Genomic DNA, 20,395 nt, shown 5'->3' with positions numbered 1-20,395 from the left:
GAAGTTTGCTCTCTGTTTATTTCTTTTTAATTGTAATTCCAATTTTTCTTTCTACTTTTGCAAGTTTCTTTCTGGCAATAACTCTTGCTTTTTGAGCTCCTTCAGTCAAAATGTCATCTAAATATGATCCACTCATGATTTCATGATAACGAGCCTGAATTTTTTCTAATTCTTCTCCTAAAACCTCAGCTAAATCATTTTTAAATTCTCCATATCCTTTACCATCATATTGTTTTTCAAGATCTTCAATAGATTGATTAGATAAAATAGAATAGATTTCTAATAAGTTAGAAATACCTGGTTTATTTTCAGGATCATAATGAATATGTCCATCACTATCTGTAACAGCAGATTTGATTTTCTTTTTTGAAACCTGAATGTCATCGAGAATATAGATAGTTCCTTTTCCATTTTCATCAGATTTAGACATTTTCTTTTCTGGATTCTGTAAATCCATAATACGCCCACCAACTTTAGTCACCAGTGGTTCAGGTATTTTGAAAGTTTCACTATAACGTGAGTTAAATCTTTCTGCAACATCACGACATAGTTCAACATGTTGTTTCTGATCTTCTCCGACAGGAACAAAATCTGGATCATACATTAAAATATCAGCGTTCATTAGTGATGGATAATTAAAGATTCCCGCACCAATGACATCATTTTTAGCTTTTTTGTCTTTATATTGTGTCATACGAGAAAGTTCACCCATAGAAACCATACAACCTAAATACCAACCTAATTGGGCATGTTCTAAGACATCTGACTGTAAAAAGAGTGTCACTTTTGTTGGGTCTAAACCAGCAGCAATATATAAAGCAATCAAATCTTTTGTATTCTGTCTTAAATCAGCAGGTTTCTGATAGATTGTCATAGAGTGTAGATTAGCAATGAAAATAAACATTTCATATTCATCCTGGTAAGATACAAACGGCTTGATAGCTCCAATATAGTTTCCTAAAGTCACTCGCCCAGTAGGCTTGATTCCACTTAACATTCTTTGCATTGTTATTCCTCCTTCAAATAAAAAAACGTCCTAACAAAGGACGTTATAATGCGCGGTACCACCTTTATTCATATCAGACTGATATGCTCTTTATCTTAACGCGATTAACGAAAGATGACTGATGCCATCTTTAGCTCCAGAATCCCAATTCATTATAAGTCACGGCCTGTTTTCATCGCCCACAGACTTTCTTAAACATGAAATTATAACTACTCCATTCCTTCGTTGCTTTAGGAGTATTATAAAATGAAAAAAGGGATAAATCAATAGAATCATAAAAAATAATTTCATAATTCAAGAAAATGATGTATAATGATGAAGCAAGGAGATGATGTAATGATTAGAATTTATACTGCGCCAAGTTGTGCCTCATGTCGTAAAGTGAAAGCATGGCTCAAAGAGCATCAGATTCCTTATGTTGAAAAAAATATTTTTTCTACATTATTACGTGAAACTGAGTTAAAAGAACTTCTAGAAAGAAGTGAAAATGGAACAGATGATATTATTTCTAAAAGATCAAAAATTATTAAAGAAAATCAGATAAATATAGATGATATGTCTATTAACGAGTTGATTCATTTCATACAGAAGAATCCTTCTGTTTTAAAAAGACCAATCATTATTGATGAAAGACGCTTTCAGGTAGGATATAATGCCGAAGAAATTCGTGCTTTTATTCCTCGTGAATTAAGACGATTACAGGAATGCAGTAACAGTGATTTCTGTCCGCAATTCACAGATATTAAAGAACAATATTATCAGGATCAAAAGTGTCAGGATGGTTGTGAATGATAAAGCATATGTTTTCTACAAGAAGACATATGTTTTTTAATGAAAAAAAGCTTTTTGTTTATATTTATGTATATTTTAAGAGAAAGTGGTATACTAGCTGTAAATATTTTGATTGAAGGGAAAGGAGTTGATAGATGATGAAAAGTAAGATATCTCAAAAGAAAATGGGGAAAATCATGGTTATGTCTTTTGTGATTGTAATCATTCTTTTAGGGGTTGGTATTTCTTTACGTATACATTTAAATAATATTGTGAAAGAAAGTGCGATGACTCAAGTTAATGAAGAAATTGAACAATATGCTGAAACCTTACAACAGCAATTTAATAATGATTTTCAAATTCTTAAATCATTTGCCAGCTTTTTTGAAATTGATAAGATTTATGAAAATCAGCAATTTCCAGATATCCTGAAAAAAGCCAATGAACAAAATGATTTTATGACGATGATGTTTTTCAATCAGGATAAACAAGGAATTATCGCAAATTTGAATCAAGATTCTATCTCTTATCAGTCATTATCAGATGTCCAATCTGAGATTTAGGATGTTGCGCAAAAAGCACTTGCAGGCAATCAAAATGTTTCTAATATTTTTCAAAGCCAGTTTTCGAATAAAATGGTTTTTGCTTATGGAATTCCTATCTACCGTGATAACCAGATTATCGGAGCATTAACAGCAACTAAAACAATAGCACTGTTTATGGATGCAGGGGCTGGAAAAGGAATTTTAGGTGGCGATACATATGCTTACATAACAGATTCAAATGGTTCTTTTTTGATGAATTCACAATATGATATTTTTGGACAGGATCATGTCTTGACACAACCATTTTTTAAAGAGGGAGAATTGGAAAATACTAAGGAGAAACTGGCAAATTATGAGGATGTCTCTTTTTCGTTTGAATATGAAGGAAATAGATATTATGCAATGTTAAAACCACTAGGTGTTAATGATTGGTATATTCTTTGTGTGAATATGCTGACTGAATCAAGTTTGTTTGTGGATAGAAATATTCGCGTTGTGAGGATGTTATTTTTAGGAGTCATACTTTTGGTTATGGGATTATTAGTGTATGGATATTATATGATTCGAAAAAGTAATAAGAACTACAACAGACAGCATATATGGATCCTTTGACTGGCACAAAAAATCTGCATTATTTTACTATGTTAGGAAAACAGTCTTTTGATTTTGACTCACATTGTAGTGTTGCGGTCTTGAATATTCGACAATTTAAGTTTTTTAATGAAATATTTGGACATGATCAGGGAAATCAGTTATTGATACATGAAAAGAAGATTATTGAAAAGAATTTAAATGGAGATGAGTTTTTCTGTCGAGATACAGCAGATCAGTTCTATATCTTTTTTAAGGAGACAAGGACAGATGTTTTGAGACAACGTTTAGAAAAAATAATGGATGAAGTTGTTCAATATGTGGATTTGTTGCATACAAATTATCATTTGAAAATCCAATGTGGTGTTGCTATTTCTAGTGAGAAATTTATCTTAGATACGCATTTCGATCATCTGATGGTGAGAGTCATGTTTGCATTAGCAAAATCAAAAGAAAATATGCTTTCTAATATATGGTTTTATGATGTTGAGCTACATGAACAGGAAATTATCGATAATTATATTGAAAGTCATATGGATCAGGCTTTGCGTGATCACGAATTTCAACTGTTTTTACAACCTAAGATTTCATTAAAAGATGGAACACTCAAAAGTAGTGAAGCTTTAGTCAGATGGGTGACGCATGAAGGACGTATGTTATTCCCTAATCAATTTATTCCTATTTTTGAAAAAAGTGGTTTTTGCATTCAATTGGATTTATTCATGTTTGAACAAGCTTGTATACAAATTCATGAATGGATAAGTCAAGGTATTGAACCAATAAGCATATCGGTAAATCAATCAAAGTTATTATTTTATGAAGTGGATTATGTGGAACGATTAAAACAGCTTGTCGATCAGTATCAGGTTCCAGCACATCTGATAACTTTAGAAATTTTAGAAGATCTGGTTGCTGATAACGTAGAGGAAGTTAATGAGAAGATTCATTTGTTGCATAAAATTGGTTTTAAGGTTTCAATGGATGATTTTGGTAGTGGATATTCATCTTTAAATATATTAGGTAAACTTGATATCGATGAATTAAAGATTGATAGAGGTTTTTTACAGGAAATATTTAATAAGAATAATGATAAGACAAGAATGATTGTAGAAGAAATTATTAAATTATCTCAAGCTTTATCCATTTCTACAGTTGTTGAAGGTGATGAGACACAAGAATGTCATGAGTTGATGAAATCATTTGGTTGTGATTATGGACAAGGCTATTATTATCATAAACCTATCAGTAAGTCTGAATTTAATGAGCGATATATGCAAAAGAAGAAAGAATGACAGTTTTTTCTCACTTGAGAAAAGACTATCTTCTTTCTTCTTTTCATTATATAATAAAAACGGAAGGTGAATAAAATGTGGGGTATTATTGCGACTTGGCGTATGGCTAAGGAAGGGATAGAAAAGGCAGAAGATATATTGAAAAATCAGGGAAATGCTGGTGATGCTATTGAAATAGCAATCAAAGAAGTTGAAGATTTTCCTTATTATAAATCTGTTGGATTTGGTGGTTTGCCTAATGAAGAGATGGAAGTAGAACTGGATGCAGCCTATATGAATGGTGATACACTCAGTGTTGGTGCAGTGGCAGCTATAAAAGATTTTGCGAATCCGATTTCTATTGCCAGAAAATTATCTCATGAAAAAGTGAATAATATTTTAGTTGGAGAAGGGGCTGAAAAATATGCCAGTCAAGCAGGATTTGAAAGAAAAAACATGTTAACTGATCGTGCCAAAATTCATTACTATAATCGTCAAAAAGAAATGCTTGAGGATATTGTGCCTTATGATGGGCATGATACAGTAGGAATGGTTTGTCTGGATTCTTTTGGAAAAATGACAGTAGCCACATCAACAAGTGGGCTATTTATGAAGAAAAAAGGACGTGTTGGAGATTCACCAATCATTGGTTCTGGCTTTTATGTGGATTCACAAATTGGCGGAGCTTCAGCAACAGGTTTAGGAGAAGATCTGATGAAAGGATGTATTTCGTATGAAATTGTGAGACTCATGGAAGAAGGTATGCATCCTCAACAGGCCTGTGAAAAAGCTGTTTTTCATTTGGATCATCAATTAAAACAAAGACGTGGGCATGCGGGTGATTTATCAGTTATAGCAATGAATAAAAACGGACAATGGGGTGTCGCAACAAATATTGAAGGCTTCTCTTTTGTTGTTTGCTTGCCTCATCAAAAGCCAACTGTTTATTTAGTCACACAGCAGGATGGACATTGTCACTACCATGAAGCTTCAAAGCAATGGCTGGATGAGTATATGCAAACACGCATGGCACCTCTCAAAAGAAAATAAAAAGGAGGATATTTTATGAAGGCAATGATTGAAATTTGCTGTGGCAGCTATCAGGATGCTTTGGCGGCCTGGAAAGGTGGAGCAAAACGTATTGAACTCAATAGTGCTTTGGCGTTGGGTGGCTTAACGCCCTCTTTAGCGAGTTTAATTTTAACTAAACAAAATACAGATTTAAAAGTTATTACAATGATTCGCCCTCGAGGAGCAGGTTTCTGTTATAGTGAAGAAGACTATGAAATCATGAAACAGGATGCTCAAATCATGCTGGAACATGGGGCTGATGGACTGGCCTTTGGTTTTTTGAATGCTCAAGGTTTTATAGATATCAAACGTACTCAAGAATTTGTGGAATTGATACATTCTTATCACAAAGAGGCTGTTTTTCATCGTGCTTTTGACTGTGTTGAAGATCCTATCAAAGCCATTGAACAACTCATTGATTTGGGTGTTGATCGTCTTTTAACAAGTGGCTTGAAAGCAAAAGCTGTAGATGCTTTGGATTTGTTAGAAAGACTGCAAAGAGAATATGGTCAAGATATTGAAATTTTAGCAGGAAGTGGTGTGAATGCTTCCAATGTTTTAGAGATTTTAGAAAAAACAGGTCTGAATCAGGTGCATAGTTCCTGTAAAGATTGGGTGAGTGATCCAACAACAATACAAAAAGATATTTCTTTTGCTTATGCTGAGTCACCTCATCAGGAAGACTATGAAATCGTGAGTCAAAAACTGGTTGAAAGATTACTTGCAGAAATTCAAAAATAGTCATGAGTTTTCATTCTCATGACTATTTGCATATGCCTGAAAGGCACGAACAACTTTACTCAAACAATTGTGTTGATAAGACAAATGATAAGGTTCAATGATTTTTAAGAATTGCTCAAAACCTTGTTTTTCATCATAGACTTCAAACTCTAATTCAAAATCATGCTGATGTAAATAAGTATTTTCATCTAAAGAAAGAATACCCTCAGGTAAGCGAATATCATAGCGATGTGTTGTGAGTGAAAAAAGATGTTGTAGTTCATTGAGGGCGATGCCTTCCTGCTTTAAAATATCTGTAATTTCATTGTGCAGCTGATGCTGATAAAACAAATCTTTTTCCTCTTCACTTAAGGGAATATTGGTTTCTATACGATGATTATGATAAGGCCTTTTTAAAGTCAGTTCATAATGATTGTTTTTTGTTCTGATGCGCAGCATCATTTTTTTAGCTGTTAATAGAGGATGAGAAAAATAATCATTGATTTGTATATAATCTGACTCAATCCTTTCTTGATAATCTTTAAGAATCTGTTGAAAGATATCTTGTGTGAGTAAAATTTTATATTCGATTTCTATTTGTTGCATAATGATCACCTGTTTCTATTTTATCTTGTATTGTAATTTATTGCAATTTCTATATAATTATATCATAAGAAATAAAAGGGGTGGTAAGAATATGAAAACATATGCGATTGTATGTAAACAAGATCCCCAGTCACTATCTTTAAGTGAAAAATTAAAGGCACAGTTAAATGATATTCTCATCTATGATGAAGAACATCCTGAAATGGTTATTAGTGTTGGTGGGGATGGGACAATGCTGTATAGTGTTCATAAGTATATGGATCAATTAGAGCGTGTTGCGTTTATTGGTATTCATACAGGGACATTAGGTTTTTTAACGGATTATCAGCGTGATGAATATCAGCAGTTGATTGATGATATTCGAAAAGGTGATTATCTGATTTATGAACGTCATTTATTAGAAGTTAAAACAAAAGAAGAAAAATATCTGGCTTTAAATGAAGTCAGAGTTGAAAATAATCGTCGCTCACAAGTGATTGATGTTTATATTAATGATGATTTTTTTGAAACATTTAGGGGCAATGGTTTATGTGTATCAACAGCTTCAGGTTCAACCGCTTATAATAAATCGCTTGGGGGTGCAGTGATTAATTCTAATGCTGGCCTGATGCAGTTAAGTGAGATAGCCGGTATTCATCATAATGCCTATCGTTCTCTTGGGTCTCCATTAATTTTAGATAAATCTCATACAATTCATTTGCAGTCTCAAAGTTATCAGGGAGCTATTCTAGGGGTGGATCATCTGGTCATTGATTTAAAAGATAAAGATAGTATTGATATTGCGATGGCCAATCAAAAAGCACGTTTTTTACAATATAAAAGAGTTCCTTTCACAAAACGTTTAAAAAGAGCTTACTTACGTTCATGAAAAGACAGTGGATTATTTCAAAACAGGATCATCAATCAAGAATTGATGATTTTCTCTTTCGACAGGGAATCAGCAAAAAGGCATTAAAAAGTATTAAAATGAAAGGAGAAATCCTTGTTGATTACCAACATCGCACTGTTCGTTATCTTTTAAATGCAGGAGAAACATTAATGATTCACTATCCTCCTGAAGAAAATACAATGCAACCTTACGATTTTCCTTTGAAGATTGTCTATGAAGATGACTATTTACTGGTGATTGATAAACCATCCGGCTTGCCTTCGATTCCAACCAGAACGCACCCCTTTTGTACTCTAGCGAATGCTTTAACATTTTATTATCAACAAATAGGTTTAACGTCAACCATTCATTTGGTCAATCGTTTGGATAAAGAAACCAGCGGACTCATGATTGTCGCAAAATATCGTTATATTCATGATAGAATGATGAAAGATTTAAAGCATATTGATAGACGTTATCGTGCCCATGTTCGAGGAATTGTTACAAGTGATGGCAGTATTCGCTTGCCTATTTATAAACAAGATAAGCAGATGAAACGCATGATTGATGAACGTGGCAAAGAGGCCTGTACACATTATCATGTGCGAAGAATTGAGAATGGCTGCTCCTTGGTGGAGATGAAACTAGAAACAGGTAGAACCCATCAAATTAGAGTTCATATGGCTTCAATAGGCCATCCATTAATAGGAGACTCATTATATGGGGATGGTTTAGGTCATTTTGATTTGGACAGTTATCAGGTAGGTTTTATTCACCCTATTACAAAACAATGTATTGTGATCATAAAAAAAGCAGCACATGATGAGTAAACTCATTTTGTGCTGTTTTCTATTGAACAATAGATCTGTTTTTCATAATGTTATTTTGTGAATTCATATCAATAAATAAAGCAATGGCTATCATATAAGATAAAAGTGAAGAACCTCCATAAGAAATAAAAGGAAGTGTAATACCTGTAATAGGAAGTAATCCTAAGATCATACCCATATTCCATAATTGCTGGAATAATAACATACCGATAATACCCATAGTCATGAATTTATCTCGATAATCTGTTGAGTCTAATCCAATTTTTAAGACAATCACATCTAAAGCAACAATAGCACAGATGGTAATCAATCCACCAACAAAACCATAATCAGTCAAAATCACAGCAAAAATAAAGTCAGTTTGTGCTTCAGGGAAAACTTTAATGACGGATTGAAAACCATGACCAAATAATCCGGCACTGCCATAAGAAAGTAATGAATTAAATAACTGATAACCTTCTTTATTATAAGTTCCTTCAGGATCGAGCCAGCCATAGAAACGATCAACCTGATGAGAACTTAAAAGTTTTTCAAAAATATCTGGCTGATAAACAAAAAGATAAGCTCCTATGATAATCACAAAAGCAACTAGACCACCACCAAAAACAAACCATTGCTTTCTCAGTCCACTAGAAAAAATGACAAAGGCTGCACCTACCAGCATAATCAACACAACCCCTGTATCATTCTGTAATAAAACCAAGATAGCAGGAGGGACAACAATTTTCATACATTTCCAGATATAACGTAGCTCTGTTTCAGTGGTATGAATTAAGTAGTAATCATTATGTTCCTTTGTCATACGGGCTAAAGCTACGACAATGGCAATTTTCATAAATTCAGATGGCTGAAAATTGAAGAAAGGAAAATTAAACCAAGAAGTCGCACCACCAACTGTACTGACAATAGGAATAATATGGTGCTTGAGCCATATTTTTGTATAGATAATATGCTCAATGGCCAAAATAATAAGGAAAACCATTAATACCCAATAAATAATCCATATTTTATCATAAATCTGATCTTTTCCTATTTTATATATAATAAAAACCATGACTGCTGAAATTATATAAAAAGCGCCTTGTTTTAACCAGAGTGTTTCTGGATTCCCAACCTTATTAGAAATCATCGGAGCAGCACTTAATATAGCGAAACAGCTGATACAACAAATGATTCCCATAATGAAAATCAATGGTTGTTCACGACACAGGTTTTTGATTCTCTCCATGATATTGCTCCTTTCTTTTTTTATCTTCTTATAGTATACTATAAAAAAGAAATACTTCAATCAAAAAAGGATGTGAGATTATGGATGTTGAATATATTTTTGTGATTATAGCAATCATTGTTGCTTTGATTTTACTTTATTTTGGTTTTATTCATTTTATAAAAAATAAACGTTTAGATCAGGATGTGAAATCTTCTCTTCCTATTGATGAATTGTTAATAGCATTAGGTGGAAAAGATAACATTAAGGAAGTCCGTAGTACGGCTTCTAAAGTCACTGTATCTTTAAATAATCAGCAGCTTGTTGATATTGAGAAGATTAAAAGTTTAGGAGCAAGTGGTATTGTAGAGGGGCGCGAAAATCTATCGATGATTTTTGGTAAACAATCGGAAAATATTGAAGCAGATTTGAAGAAATATATAGGTTAGTCTATATATTTTTTTGTTTTTTTTAAGCATATAATTAGCATTTCAAAAAAGAATCTGTTATATTAAACCTGTCAAGTTCCAGCGACTCATTTGATAGTGTAAATTTGCGAAAAAAAACAAGTTATTTTATTGTTTCAGTAGTATATTAGTGCTATAATGAATGAGTAAAAAACAAACAGGGGGTTTAGAAAATGACATTTAAAGAAAAATGGAATGATGCTTGGGATGGTTTCCAAGCAGGGAAATGGAACAAGGAAGTGAATTTAAGAGATTTCATTCAATTGAATTACACACCTTATGATGGTGATGACTCTTTCTTGGTTGGGCCTACTCAAGATACAAAAGACTTATGGGCACAAGTTATGGATTTGACTAAAAAAGAAAGAGAGGCTGGTGGAGTATTAGATATGGATACAAAAATTGTATCTACATTGACTTCACATGATGCTGGTTATTTAGACAAATCTAAAGAAAAAATTGTTGGTATTCAAACAGACAAACCATTCAAAAGATCTTTACAACCATTTGGTGGTATTCGTATTGCTGAACAAGCTTGTGAAACAAACGGATATAAAGTAGATCCTGAAGTTTCATATATTTTCAGAGAATATAGAAAAACACATAATCAAGGTGTTTTCGATGTATATACTCCAGAAATCAGAGCTTGTCGTTCTGCACATATTATCACTGGTTTACCTGATGGATATGGACGTGGACGTATCATTGGAGACTACAGAAGAGTTGCTTTATATGGTGTTGATAAATTAATTGAAGATAAGAAAAATCAATTTGCAACAACTGAAAAGAGAATGACTTCTAAAGTTATTCAATTACGTGAAGAATTAAGCGAACAAATCAGAGCTTTAGGTGAATTAAAAGAAATGGCTGCAAAATATGGTTTTGATATTTCTAAACCTGCGACTAACTGTCAAGAAGCTATTCAATGGTTATATTTTGGATATTTAGGTGCAGTTAAAGAACAAAATGGTGCAGCAATGTCTTTAGGACGTACTTCTACATTCATTGATATCTATGTAGAAAGAGACTTAAAGAGAGGATTATTTACTGAAGAACAAATCCAAGAATTTATTGATCATTTCATTATGAAATTAAGAATTGTTAAATTCGCAAGAACTCCAGAATATAACTCAATCTTTGCAGGAGATCCTACTTGGGTAACTGAATCAATCGGTGGTGTTGGTGTTGATGGACGTCATATGGTTACTAAGACTTCATTCAGATACTTACATACATTATCTAACTTAGGAACTGCTCCTGAACCAAACATGACAGTTTTATGGTCAACTCGTTTACCAGCAAACTTCAAAGCATTCTGTGCAAAAACTTCAATTGAAACTTCATCAATTCAATATGAAAATGATGACTTGATGAGAGTTACTCATGGTGATGACTATGCAATCGCATGCTGTGTATCTTCAATGAGAGTTGGAAAAGAAATGCAATTCTTTGGAGCGCGTGCTAACTTAGCTAAATGTTTATTATACGCTATCAATGGTGGTGTAGATGAAAAAACTAAGAAACAAGTTGGACCTAAATACAGACCAGTTGAAGGTGATTACTTAGATTACGAAGATGTTAAATCTAAATTCATTGATATGATGTCTTGGTTAGCTGGTGTTTATGTTAATGCATTAAATATCATTCATTATATGCATGATAAATATGCTTATGAAAGAATTCAAATGGCTTTACATGATAGAGATGTAAGACGTTATTTTGCAACAGGTATTGCTGGTTTATCAGTTGTTGCTGACTCTTTATCAGCTATTAAATATGCAAAAGTAAAATGTATTAGAGATGAAGATGGTGTTGTTGTTGATTACGAAGTAGAAGGAGATTTCCCTAAATATGGTAACGATGATGACAGAGTTGATGAAATTGCAACTTGGTTAGTTGAAACATTCATGGAAATGGTACGTTCTCATCATACTTATAGAGATTCTTATCCAACAACTTCAATCTTAACAATTACTTCTAACGTTGTATATGGTAAGGCTACAGGTAATACTCCTGATGGAAGAAAAGCTGGTCAACCATTTGCTCCTGGTGCTAACCCAATGCATGGTAGAGATTCTCATGGTGCTATTTCTTCATTATCATCAGTTGCTAAATTACCATTCAAAGATGCACAAGATGGTATTTCAAATACATTCACTGTTATTCCTGGTGCTTTAGGAAAAGATGATCAGGTTTTCGCTGGTGACTTAGATATTGAATCAATCAAAGAAGGAAACCTTGACAAATAGAAAGAAGTGAAAAGATGGCTACTCAAAAAGAAATTGATGAACTAGTCAAAATGTTAGATGCGCGTATGAGCGATGGTTCAGGTCACATCAATGTGAAAGTGAACGAAGATGCTCATATTGAAATGGAAGAAGTCTCTGTTGTGTCAAAGATGGATTGTGATAGTGGTGATACTGCTTGTAAAATTCCTAATTTGCCAATGGATGACGATGATCAATTTTAAAGGAGGAGAAAAATCATGGCTGCAAGTGAACAACAAGTTGAAAATTTAGTTGGAATGTTAGATGCTTATGCTACAAAAGGAGGACATCATTTAAACGTTAATGTTTTAAACAGAGATACTTTAATTGATGCTCAAAAACATCCTGAAAAATATCCACAATTAACTATTCGTGTTTCTGGATATGCTGTTAACTTTGTTAAATTAACAAAAGAACAACAGGATGATGTTATTTCTCGTACATTCCACGAATCAATGTAATGAGGAAAGAGATGCTCACAAACGAGCATCTTTTTTTCTGAAAGAAATAGAACATATAAAATGATATTTTGATATAAATATGTTAAAATAATAAAGAAAGTTGGTGAGATGATGAAAGGATATATTCATTCTTTAGAAAGTTGTGGAACTGTTGATGGACCGGGGATTCGTTTTGTAGTCTTTTTCCAGGGTTGCCCAATGCGTTGTTTGTATTGTCATAACCCGGATACATGGAAACCTCATACAGGAACACAAATGAGTGTTGAAGACATTTTAAAAGAATTTAATACAAAGAAAGAGTTTTATAAAAATGGGGGAATCACTTGCACGGGTGGTGAACCAATGATGCAGATTGATTTTCTAACAGAATTATTTGAAAAATGCCATGAAGAAAATATTCATACATGTTTGGATACATCAGGGATTACATTTAATGAAAATCCTGAATATCTAAAGAAGTTGGATCGTTTATTGGCAGTGACAAATCTCGTGATGCTGGATATTAAGCATATCGATCCTGAGGAACATAAAAAGCTGACTGGACAACCTAATGATATGATTTTAAAGTTTGCGAAATATGTAGATGATAAAGGGATCGATTTATGGATACGTCATGTTGTGGTGCCTACTATTACACAAAACGATGAATATCTGTATCGTTTAGGACAATTTATTGCAACATTGAAACATGTGAAAGCCTTAGATGTTTTACCATATCATACAATGGGTGTTGTCAAATATAAGAATTTAGGCATGGACTATCCGCTTGATGGTATTCCTCCTTTGGATAAGAAAGATGCTATTGAGGCGAGAGAAGTTGTTTTAAAAGGTATGAAAGATGCATTGAATCATAAATAGACACCTGGGTGTCTATTTATTTTTTAGGAGAGAAGATAATGAATATACAGGAATTACAGACACAATTAGATCAAATGTATGCCAGTAATGATTTGGATCAGGCTTATCAGTTCTTAATGGAACAAGCTAATATGGCTATTCAAAAACAAGACAATCAAGCACTCTTATTTTTACTCAATGAAATGATTGGCTATTTTCGTGTAACATCACAATTTCAGTTGGGAAATCAGATTGCATCACAGATTTTGAATATTATACAATCATGTGGTCTTGAAGCAAGCATTGATGGTGCGACATCTTATATTAATATCGCAACATTCTATCGTGTTCAAGGAAGATACCAGGAAGCATTAAGACTTTATCAAAAAACAAAAGATATCTATGAGAAATGTTTAGGTGAAAACAATGAACTTTATAGTGCTTTTTATAATAATTTGAGTCTATTGTATCAGGAGATGGGAGATCATCAAAAGGCAATCTCTATGCAGAAAAAGGCTTTGGCTATTGTTGAAAAACTGGATGACTGTCGCATCGAAGAAGCGATTGCGCATACGAATTTATCACAGATGTATTTGGCAGTTCATGATTTAAAAAATGCTGATGATCATTTGAATTGTGCTATTGCCTTATTTGAAAAATATGGGCCTGATGATCCCCATTATTTTGCTGCCTTAGCCGCAAAAGCACAGAGCTATTATGCGCAAAAAGAGAATCAGAAAGCGATTGATATTTATCAACAGGTTTTACCATTGATTGAACAGGTTTATGGTCAAAACAAGGATTATCAGACAATCTTAAAGAATATCGAAGAAATTCAAAAAGAAATGGCAACAATCCAAGGTCTTGATCTCTGTGAAGCTTTCTATCATCAATTTGGTGAGCCAATGATTGATCAGCAATTTGCTGATATTAAGCCTTATATGGCGATAGGTCTTGCAGGAATGGGTTCAGATTGTTTAGGTTATGATGATGAGATTTCTCATGATCATGATTTTGGACCGGGTTTTTGTATATGGCTACCAAAACATATTTATCAGCAATACGGACAAGCTATTCAAAAGGCTTATGATGAGCTTCCTTTGGAATTTATGGGTATTCCAAGAATCACATCACGCCAAGGAGAACATCGTGTTGGTGTGTTTGAAGTGGAAAGTTTTTTTGAGCAGTTTTTAAGACAAATACCACAAACATTGGAAGATTGGTTATATGCTGATGAAAATGCCTTGTTGGCATGCACGAATGGTCGTATTTTTGAAGATCATTATGGGAAAGTGACAGAAATAAGAAAGTATTTAAGCTATTATCCAGAAGATGTCAGAATCAAAAAAATTGCTCGTGCAATTGCGAAAATGGCACAGTCGGGGCAATATAATTATGCAAGATGTATGCAACGTCACGATGAAGTTGCTGCAGGACTTGCTTTGTATGAATTTATTGATCAGACATTATCTGTTGTTTATTTGCTCAATAAGAAATATAAACCTTATTATAAATGGAGTTACTATGGTTTAAAGGATTGTTCTATTTTGCATTCAGTAGCTGATGGGATTCAGGAATTGGTATCTTTACCATCACAAAGTCAGCATTGGGAAACAAGACATATAGGAATCAACACAGACGATCAGAAGGTTGTCATGATTGAAAAAATATGTCAAATGGTTATGAGTGAATTACATCATCAGGGATTATCTACAAGTGATGATGATTTTCTGGAGAATCATACTTTAGAGGTTATGTCACATATTCAAGATCCACTGATGAAATCAAAACATGTTATGGAGGGGTAGTATGGTAGAAGACATTGTTAATTTAGAATGGGAATTTTTTCAGCAGGTTCATCATATTGATGGCCGTGCCAGTTGTCAGGATGATTTTGAAACATTTTATTTACAAAGAAAGAGTCAATTTGAAGCTTTTGATGAAGATGTCCAAAAAGCCTGTTTGCGTGATTTAGAGGTTGCTAAGCAAGTGGGAAGAAATCCAGTCATGGAAAAGTATGCTTATATGATGGAAAGTACAGATCCTCAATATTATCAACAGATTCAAGATTCACTTCCTGAAGTTGATCAACAAAAAAGAGATTTAATTGATGCTATATGTGAAATGGAAGTGACAATGCGCGAGGACATGAATCAGAAATATCCATACTTGTTATCACAGGCACGATTAACACATTCTTATCAGGATGAAAAAGATGATACGTCTTTTGAGACTTATTTAAGAGGCGAACTGATGACTTATAGTGATGAGACACTTTATCTTTATGGGCAGATGGTCGTGAATATGGTCAAAAATGGTGAAAATTTAATAGAAAATATTCTGCTTCACACTGTGAAAGCTTATGGTTATTCTTCTTTGGAAGAGGCAAATAATTTTATGAAGGATAGTGAAAAGAGATAGAAGTGCTCTTTGAATTGTGCTAAAATAAATATATAGGGAATTGGAAAAAAGGAGGAATATTACCATGAAAATCTTATTATGTTGTTTGGCTGGTGTAACATCTACTTTATTTGCGACAAAATTAAAAGATGCTGCTTCAAGAAAGAGAGTTGAAGCTACAGTTTGGTCTGCATCAGAACATGCTGTAGAATACTCAAGTGATCTTGCTGATGTGATTCTTGTAGAACCTCAGTTAAAAGGATCATATGAAAAAATTAAAGCAGATAACCCTGATAAACCAGTCATTTTAATTAGCGATGACGACTTTAAGAATTTCAATGCACAAAAGATTTTTGATATGGCATATGATGCTTGTCAGAAATAATAGGAATGAAAAAGAATGAATAGTGCAACTATCCATTCTTTTTAGATGTTTGATGAAAAAAATTATTTGTTTGATAGTCTTTTGTCTTTGTCTAATGGGATGTCAATCAAAAATCTTAACTGAAAAGACGTCATTAAAAATCATTGTTGCTAGTGATTTACATTATTTTCTTAAAGATTATTATCAGGATTGTGAATGGTTTGAAGAATCCATGTTGTATGGTGATGGAAAAATGGTGACATATGGTGATGAAATTGTCAATGCATTTATAAAAGCTGTGATCAAAGAAAAGCCTGATATTGTCCTTTTAACTGGCGATTTGACTTTTAATGGTGAAATAGGCAGCCATCAACAGTTAGCTCAATTACTTACGCAAATCACAAAGCAGAATATTCCTGTAGCCGTTATTCCCGGTAACCATGATATTGATAATATATATACCAAAGGTTATGGTCAAGATGATTATTTTGATGTTGATAATATTGATGCACAAACTTTCCGTGAAATCTATCATAATTTAGGTTATCAGCTTGCAAGTGCAACACATGCAGGTTCTTTAAGCTATCGCATTGATTTGAATGATGATTATGTTCTATTGATGATGGATTCAAATGCTCATGAACTGACAAAAATGACATTAGGAGCTGGAGGATTTTTTACTGATTCCACGATGCAATGGTTAAAGCAACAACTCTCAGATATCCAAAGTCAGGGAAAGATTCCATTAGTGGCTATGCATCATAATCTGGCCATTCACAATGAATTGTTGAATGAGGGATATACGATTCAAGATCATGAGAGTATTGCAGAACTTTTTGCGGAGTATCATGTCCCTTTTGTCTTAAGTGGACATATTCATTGCCAGAATATTCGTGAAATTCAAGGCATTTATGATATTGCTTCTTCATCTTTATTGGATGCCCCTTTACAATATGGAATCATTGAACTTGATAATCAAAATATGAATTATCATACAGAGTCATTACAGATTTCAGTAGATGCTAATGATTATTTTGATCAGGTCACATCTCATAGATTTGCCGATGATTTTCAAAAAATAACGGATGAAAAGAAAAGAGTAGCTATAGAAGATGTTATGATTAAGACCAATCGCTATTATTTTACAGGAAATATCAATGAATATGTTGATGAAATTAAACAAAGTCAAGGTTATCAGTATTTACAAGAAGAAGAGAATTTGGCATTTTATCAACAGTATTTAGAAAGTATGCTTAAAGAGACAGCATCATCACAACAATTGTCTTTGACTATTGAAAAATAACTTTTGACTTGCTAAGAGTTATGATAAAATAAAAGAAGATATAAGGAGGAAGAAAAGATGAGATTAGGAGCTATTGAAGCTGGTGGTACGAAATTTGTTGTGGCGATTGGAGATGAAAATGGTCATGTTTTAGAAAGGGATTCATTTCCAACAACAACACCTCAAGAAACTGTAGAAAATATCTTTCAATTTTTTGATGGAAAAGATATTGATGCTTTAGGTTTAGGCTGTTTTGGACCTATTGATCCAGATTTAAAGAGTCCAACTTATGGATACATTACAACAACACCAAAACCAGGGTGGACAAATTATAATATTGTCGGTGCATTACAGGAACATTATCCAGATTTACCAATTGGATTTGATACAGATGTTAATGGTGCAGCTTTAGGAGAAGCATATTTTGGTGCTGCCAAAGGATTGGATAGTGCTTTATATTTGACAATTGGAACTGGAATTGGTGGTGGAGCCATTGTGGAAGGTCATCTTGTTCATGGACTCTTACATCCAGAAATGGGTCATATGATTCTCGAACAAAGAGAAGATGATCATTATCAGGGAAAATGTCCATATCATGGAACATGTTTTGAAGGTTTAGCTGCTGGACCAGCAATTGAAGAAAGATGGGGAATTAAAGGGAGCGAATTGCCTGAAGATCACCCAGCATGGGATTTGGAAGCGTGGTATATTGCTCAAGCATTGGCTATTTATGTTTTAACACTTTCACCAAAGAAGATTATTTTAGGTGGTGGCGTTATGCATCAAAAACAACTATTCCCACTTATTCATAAATATCTTCAAGAAAGATTAAATGGTTATATTCAAAAGGATGAAATCACAACAGATGCTATCAAAGATTATGTTGTTTATCCTGGATTAGGAGATAATGCAGGTGTTTGTGGTGCATTGGCGCTAGCCAAAATGGCAAAAGACAGATAAGGGATGTTGAATATCCCTTTTTTTCATTGATAAAAAGAGGAAATTCTTTTCCTTGACACAAGGTCTTTCATTTTATATTCTATATATAAGAAGGGAATGAAGAACTTTTATGAATAAAAGATTATATAGATCAAAAAGAGATGTTATGATATGTGGTGTTTGTGGAGGTATTGCAGAGTATTTTGATGTTGATCCCACTATTGTCAGATTAATTGCGGTTGTTTTGATTTTAGGATGGGGATCTGGTTTGATTGCTTATTTAATTGGCGCTATCATTATTCCTAAAAATCCATATCAATAAGATGATAAACAATAAGGTATTATGATACTTTATTGTTTTTTTATATCTTTTTAAGGAGTCTTGTTCATAAAACTTCCATATTTTTTTCATTTCATTTTCACATTCTTTTGATAATATGGGTTAAAATAAGGAGAAAAAGATGAAAGAAAAAACAAAATGGATTATGTTAATGATTGTTGTGCTGATTTCTCTGATTACCATATTTATGAATCAGCCAGTTGAAACGAAAAAAGAAATACGTCATAATACAACACATAAAGAAGATATTGATAAGATTATGGATGAGGTAATTGAGAGCTATGAAGAGACAAGTATCAAAGTTTTAAGTGTTTATTATGATGATCAAAAAAGCAGGGAAACAGAAGCTGAATATATGAAAAAAGATGAGTATCAGGAAGTGATTATTGTCTTTGTAGAATTTCATACAGGTTTTTTTCATGTTCCTACTGGATTAGGTGAAAATCAGCATTATATAGATTTTGCCCATATTTATGGTCAGGATTTACAAGGACAATGGGAATGGATAGACGGTGGATATTTATAATTGGGATAGATTAAACAAATGAAATGATATAAAGAAGTTCATAAAAAAACGTATATTGATTTGGATATACGTTTTTTGGCGCTTTTATAAAAATTGTTATTTTAATCGTTGAACTCATCTGGAATAATCACACATAAGGATTGTTTTTCGACACTGATATGAATTGGGAAGGTTGTACCTTCTTCACCATCAACATCATAAATAATATCTTTGTCACATTCTATTGTTAAATTTTGCGCTTGGATATAAGTAATAAAAGGACTTTTATCATGACTGCTTAATTTATAATCTTTGAAAAGTGAAATTAAATCAGTTGTTGAACAGTTCTTGATAATCAATAAATCCAATTGTCCGTCTTGAATATTAGCATGGGGCGTAATATCTTTAAAACCACCCACTTGAGAAGTGTTGGTCACCATAAAGAGACGGGCATCTTCTTCGAAAGTTTGATCATCTGCTGTAATTTTTAAATGTAATGAAGTATGGAGTTGAGCAGGTAATTGTCTGATACCACTTATATAATAAGCCAATGGCCCAAATCGTTCTTTATCATTTTTGGAAACTTGAAAGCTGATATCACTAAACATCCCTCCAGCAATTACATTTGCAAAATAGCCATCATTGACTTTCCCAATATCAACTTTCATGGTATGGAAGTTTTGAATCATTTTGACAAAATCATCAGTAGAATGTGGCAAATGTAAATGATTCGCAAAGTCATTAACAGTGCCACCAGGTAAAATAGCAAGAGGTGTCTGCAGTTTCCTTTCAATAAAGCCACTGATAATTTCATTGACAGTACCATCTCCACCAACACTCACAACAAAATCATAATCATGTTCTTGGATTTGTAAACAACGATGATAGGCATCGTCTTTTTTTTGTGTATAAAAGACATCAACTGTTTGAACAATTTGTTTTAGTACTAATTGCCCAATGATACGATCTAACTTTTTTTGAATTGTTTTAGTCCCTGCACTTGGATTGATAATAAATAAGCATTTCATAAAATCACTCCTATTAATT

General features: G+C 33.1%; 23 protein-coding genes, 1 pseudogene and 1 other annotated feature. Of the genes and pseudogenes, 20 read left to right on the top strand and 4 right to left on the bottom strand.

The features are described 5' to 3' along the window. Window positions 1-16: 16 nt before the first annotated feature. Window positions 17-1,006: a tryptophan--tRNA ligase gene (trpS, locus tag ACZYT4_RS01380; RefSeq protein WP_463781844.1), complete on the bottom strand. Its 990-nt coding sequence runs from the start codon at window positions 1,004-1,006 to the stop codon at window positions 17-19. Between the two features lie 33 nt (window positions 1,007-1,039). Continuing rightward, window positions 1,040-1,241: a binding site (T-box leader), on the bottom strand. A 101-nt stretch (window positions 1,242-1,342) separates the two neighbouring features. Between trpS and spx the strand changes: the two genes are divergently transcribed. From spx to ACZYT4_RS01350, 6 genes and pseudogenes are all read left to right on the top strand, one after another. Next, complete coding sequence (spx, locus tag ACZYT4_RS01375) at window positions 1,343-1,798, top strand: transcriptional regulator Spx (RefSeq protein WP_463781843.1); 456 nt, start codon at window positions 1,343-1,345, stop codon at window positions 1,796-1,798. A 134-nt stretch (window positions 1,799-1,932) separates the two neighbouring features. After that, the gene (locus ACZYT4_RS01370; RefSeq protein WP_463781842.1) at window positions 1,933-2,340 is read left to right on the top strand and encodes a hypothetical protein; all 408 of its coding nucleotides are present in this window, start codon (window positions 1,933-1,935) and stop codon (window positions 2,338-2,340) included. Window positions 2,341-2,361: 21 nt separating this feature from the next. After that, window positions 2,362-2,934 (top strand): annotated as a pseudogene (locus tag ACZYT4_RS01365) (PDC sensor domain-containing protein); the annotation flags it as partial. Beyond that, window positions 2,922-4,205, top strand: coding sequence for an EAL domain-containing protein (locus ACZYT4_RS01360; RefSeq protein WP_463781841.1), 1,284 nt, complete (start codon window positions 2,922-2,924; stop codon window positions 4,203-4,205). The pseudogene ACZYT4_RS01365 and the gene ACZYT4_RS01360, both read left to right, overlap by 13 nt. A gap of 75 nt (window positions 4,206-4,280) precedes the next feature. Next, window positions 4,281-5,234, top strand: coding sequence for a glycosylasparaginase (locus ACZYT4_RS01355; protein ID WP_463781840.1), 954 nt, complete (start codon window positions 4,281-4,283; stop codon window positions 5,232-5,234). Window positions 5,235-5,249: 15 nt separating this feature from the next. After that, complete coding sequence (locus ACZYT4_RS01350; protein WP_463781839.1) at window positions 5,250-5,996, top strand: copper homeostasis protein CutC; 747 nt, start codon at window positions 5,250-5,252, stop codon at window positions 5,994-5,996. Here the strand turns inward: ACZYT4_RS01350 and ACZYT4_RS01345 are convergent, their stop codons facing one another. After that, window positions 5,997-6,581, bottom strand: a complete 585-nt coding sequence (locus ACZYT4_RS01345) for a CYTH domain-containing protein (protein WP_463781837.1) — start codon at window positions 6,579-6,581, stop codon at window positions 5,997-5,999. It lies immediately after the preceding gene. A 91-nt stretch (window positions 6,582-6,672) separates the two neighbouring features. On the opposite strand from ACZYT4_RS01345, the gene ACZYT4_RS01340 reads away from it, so the two are divergent. Together ACZYT4_RS01340 and ACZYT4_RS01335 are read left to right on the top strand one after the other, a co-directional pair. Beyond that, complete coding sequence (locus tag ACZYT4_RS01340) at window positions 6,673-7,449, top strand: NAD kinase (RefSeq protein WP_463781835.1); 777 nt, start codon at window positions 6,673-6,675, stop codon at window positions 7,447-7,449. Then, a complete protein-coding gene (locus ACZYT4_RS01335; RefSeq protein ID WP_463781833.1) occupies window positions 7,446-8,279 on the top strand; it encodes an RluA family pseudouridine synthase in 834 nt (277 codons plus the stop codon). Before ACZYT4_RS01340 ends, ACZYT4_RS01335 begins: the two co-directional genes overlap by 4 nt. A 19-nt stretch (window positions 8,280-8,298) precedes the next feature. Here ACZYT4_RS01335 and ACZYT4_RS01330 read toward each other — a convergent pair whose 3' ends face one another. Further along, window positions 8,299-9,507 (bottom strand): FtsW/RodA/SpoVE family cell cycle protein, encoded by a 1,209-nt coding sequence (locus ACZYT4_RS01330; protein ID WP_463781832.1) that lies wholly within the window; start codon window positions 9,505-9,507, stop codon window positions 8,299-8,301. Window positions 9,508-9,587: 80 nt separating this feature from the next. On the opposite strand from ACZYT4_RS01330, the gene ACZYT4_RS01325 reads away from it, so the two are divergent. From ACZYT4_RS01325 to ACZYT4_RS01270, 12 genes are all read left to right on the top strand, one after another. Then, window positions 9,588-9,935 (top strand): PTS sugar transporter subunit IIB, encoded by a 348-nt coding sequence (locus tag ACZYT4_RS01325; protein WP_463781831.1) that lies wholly within the window; start codon window positions 9,588-9,590, stop codon window positions 9,933-9,935. Window positions 9,936-10,126: 191 nt separating this feature from the next. Next, window positions 10,127-12,202 (top strand): formate C-acetyltransferase, encoded by a 2,076-nt coding sequence (pflB, locus tag ACZYT4_RS01320; protein WP_463781830.1) that lies wholly within the window; start codon window positions 10,127-10,129, stop codon window positions 12,200-12,202. A gap of 14 nt (window positions 12,203-12,216) precedes the next feature. Continuing rightward, window positions 12,217-12,423 carry a hypothetical protein gene (locus ACZYT4_RS01315; protein WP_463781829.1) on the top strand — a complete coding sequence of 69 codons (207 nt, stop codon included), beginning with the start codon at window positions 12,217-12,219 and terminating at the stop codon, window positions 12,421-12,423. Between the two features lie 15 nt (window positions 12,424-12,438). Next, window positions 12,439-12,681 carry an autonomous glycyl radical cofactor GrcA3 gene (grcA3, locus tag ACZYT4_RS01310; RefSeq protein ID WP_205089374.1) on the top strand — a complete coding sequence of 81 codons (243 nt, stop codon included), beginning with the start codon at window positions 12,439-12,441 and terminating at the stop codon, window positions 12,679-12,681. Between the two features lie 111 nt (window positions 12,682-12,792). Beyond that, window positions 12,793-13,539, top strand: coding sequence for a pyruvate formate-lyase-activating protein (gene pflA / locus ACZYT4_RS01305; protein WP_463781827.1), 747 nt, complete (start codon window positions 12,793-12,795; stop codon window positions 13,537-13,539). A gap of 38 nt (window positions 13,540-13,577) precedes the next feature. Then, on the top strand, window positions 13,578-15,326 hold the full coding sequence (locus ACZYT4_RS01300; RefSeq protein WP_463781826.1) for a DUF4037 domain-containing protein: 1,749 nt from the start codon (window positions 13,578-13,580) through the stop codon (window positions 15,324-15,326). A gap of 1 nt (window position 15,327) precedes the next feature. Then, entirely contained in the window at window positions 15,328-15,939 is a 612-nt protein-coding gene (locus ACZYT4_RS01295) for a DUF4125 family protein (protein WP_463781824.1), read from the top strand. A 64-nt stretch (window positions 15,940-16,003) separates the two neighbouring features. After that, window positions 16,004-16,303, top strand: coding sequence for a PTS sugar transporter subunit IIB (locus ACZYT4_RS01290; RefSeq protein ID WP_463781823.1), 300 nt, complete (start codon window positions 16,004-16,006; stop codon window positions 16,301-16,303). Between the two features lie 52 nt (window positions 16,304-16,355). Beyond that, window positions 16,356-17,585, top strand: coding sequence for a metallophosphoesterase (locus ACZYT4_RS01285; RefSeq protein WP_463781821.1), 1,230 nt, complete (start codon window positions 16,356-16,358; stop codon window positions 17,583-17,585). A 57-nt stretch (window positions 17,586-17,642) separates the two neighbouring features. Continuing rightward, window positions 17,643-18,524, top strand: coding sequence for an ROK family protein (locus ACZYT4_RS01280; protein WP_463781819.1), 882 nt, complete (start codon window positions 17,643-17,645; stop codon window positions 18,522-18,524). A 109-nt stretch (window positions 18,525-18,633) separates the two neighbouring features. Further along, on the top strand, window positions 18,634-18,825 hold the full coding sequence (locus ACZYT4_RS01275) for a PspC domain-containing protein (RefSeq protein ID WP_463781818.1): 192 nt from the start codon (window positions 18,634-18,636) through the stop codon (window positions 18,823-18,825). 139 nt (window positions 18,826-18,964) lie between these two features. Then, window positions 18,965-19,369, top strand: a complete 405-nt coding sequence (locus tag ACZYT4_RS01270) for a hypothetical protein (protein ID WP_463781817.1) — start codon at window positions 18,965-18,967, stop codon at window positions 19,367-19,369. Between the two features lie 101 nt (window positions 19,370-19,470). Here ACZYT4_RS01270 and ACZYT4_RS01265 read toward each other — a convergent pair whose 3' ends face one another. Next, a complete protein-coding gene (locus ACZYT4_RS01265; protein ID WP_463781816.1) occupies window positions 19,471-20,376 on the bottom strand; it encodes a diacylglycerol/lipid kinase family protein in 906 nt (301 codons plus the stop codon). Window positions 20,377-20,395: the final 19 nt, after the last annotated feature.

Source organism: Massilimicrobiota sp. mt181, from assembly GCF_055420065.1.
The sequence above is the reverse complement of the archived record's forward strand: the minus strand, read 5'-3'. Positions and strand labels throughout refer to the sequence as shown.

Excerpts from the sequence above, each read along its gene's own strand:
- trpS (WP_463781844.1), bottom strand. The coding sequence starts at position 1,006 with ATGCAAAGAATGTTAAGTGGAATCAAGCCTACTGGGCGAGTGACTTTA.
- spx (WP_463781843.1), top strand. The coding sequence starts at position 1,343 with ATGATTAGAATTTATACTGCGCCAAGTTGTGCCTCATGTCGTAAAGTG.
- ACZYT4_RS01370 (WP_463781842.1), top strand. The coding sequence starts at position 1,933 with ATGATGAAAAGTAAGATATCTCAAAAGAAAATGGGGAAAATCATGGTT.
- ACZYT4_RS01360 (WP_463781841.1), top strand. The coding sequence starts at position 2,922 with ATGGATCCTTTGACTGGCACAAAAAATCTGCATTATTTTACTATGTTA.
- ACZYT4_RS01355 (WP_463781840.1), top strand. The coding sequence starts at position 4,281 with ATGTGGGGTATTATTGCGACTTGGCGTATGGCTAAGGAAGGGATAGAA.
- ACZYT4_RS01350 (WP_463781839.1), top strand. The coding sequence starts at position 5,250 with ATGAAGGCAATGATTGAAATTTGCTGTGGCAGCTATCAGGATGCTTTG.
- ACZYT4_RS01345 (WP_463781837.1), bottom strand. The coding sequence starts at position 6,581 with ATGCAACAAATAGAAATCGAATATAAAATTTTACTCACACAAGATATC.
- ACZYT4_RS01340 (WP_463781835.1), top strand. The coding sequence starts at position 6,673 with ATGAAAACATATGCGATTGTATGTAAACAAGATCCCCAGTCACTATCT.
- ACZYT4_RS01335 (WP_463781833.1), top strand. The coding sequence starts at position 7,446 with ATGAAAAGACAGTGGATTATTTCAAAACAGGATCATCAATCAAGAATT.
- ACZYT4_RS01330 (WP_463781832.1), bottom strand. The coding sequence starts at position 9,507 with ATGGAGAGAATCAAAAACCTGTGTCGTGAACAACCATTGATTTTCATT.
- ACZYT4_RS01325 (WP_463781831.1), top strand. The coding sequence starts at position 9,588 with ATGGATGTTGAATATATTTTTGTGATTATAGCAATCATTGTTGCTTTG.
- pflB (WP_463781830.1), top strand. The coding sequence starts at position 10,127 with ATGACATTTAAAGAAAAATGGAATGATGCTTGGGATGGTTTCCAAGCA.
- ACZYT4_RS01315 (WP_463781829.1), top strand. The coding sequence starts at position 12,217 with ATGGCTACTCAAAAAGAAATTGATGAACTAGTCAAAATGTTAGATGCG.
- grcA3 (WP_205089374.1), top strand. The coding sequence starts at position 12,439 with ATGGCTGCAAGTGAACAACAAGTTGAAAATTTAGTTGGAATGTTAGAT.
- pflA (WP_463781827.1), top strand. The coding sequence starts at position 12,793 with ATGAAAGGATATATTCATTCTTTAGAAAGTTGTGGAACTGTTGATGGA.
- ACZYT4_RS01300 (WP_463781826.1), top strand. The coding sequence starts at position 13,578 with ATGAATATACAGGAATTACAGACACAATTAGATCAAATGTATGCCAGT.
- ACZYT4_RS01295 (WP_463781824.1), top strand. The coding sequence starts at position 15,328 with ATGGTAGAAGACATTGTTAATTTAGAATGGGAATTTTTTCAGCAGGTT.
- ACZYT4_RS01290 (WP_463781823.1), top strand. The coding sequence starts at position 16,004 with ATGAAAATCTTATTATGTTGTTTGGCTGGTGTAACATCTACTTTATTT.
- ACZYT4_RS01285 (WP_463781821.1), top strand. The coding sequence starts at position 16,356 with ATGAAAAAAATTATTTGTTTGATAGTCTTTTGTCTTTGTCTAATGGGA.
- ACZYT4_RS01280 (WP_463781819.1), top strand. The coding sequence starts at position 17,643 with ATGAGATTAGGAGCTATTGAAGCTGGTGGTACGAAATTTGTTGTGGCG.
- ACZYT4_RS01275 (WP_463781818.1), top strand. The coding sequence starts at position 18,634 with ATGAATAAAAGATTATATAGATCAAAAAGAGATGTTATGATATGTGGT.
- ACZYT4_RS01270 (WP_463781817.1), top strand. The coding sequence starts at position 18,965 with ATGAAAGAAAAAACAAAATGGATTATGTTAATGATTGTTGTGCTGATT.
- ACZYT4_RS01265 (WP_463781816.1), bottom strand. The coding sequence starts at position 20,376 with ATGAAATGCTTATTTATTATCAATCCAAGTGCAGGGACTAAAACAATT.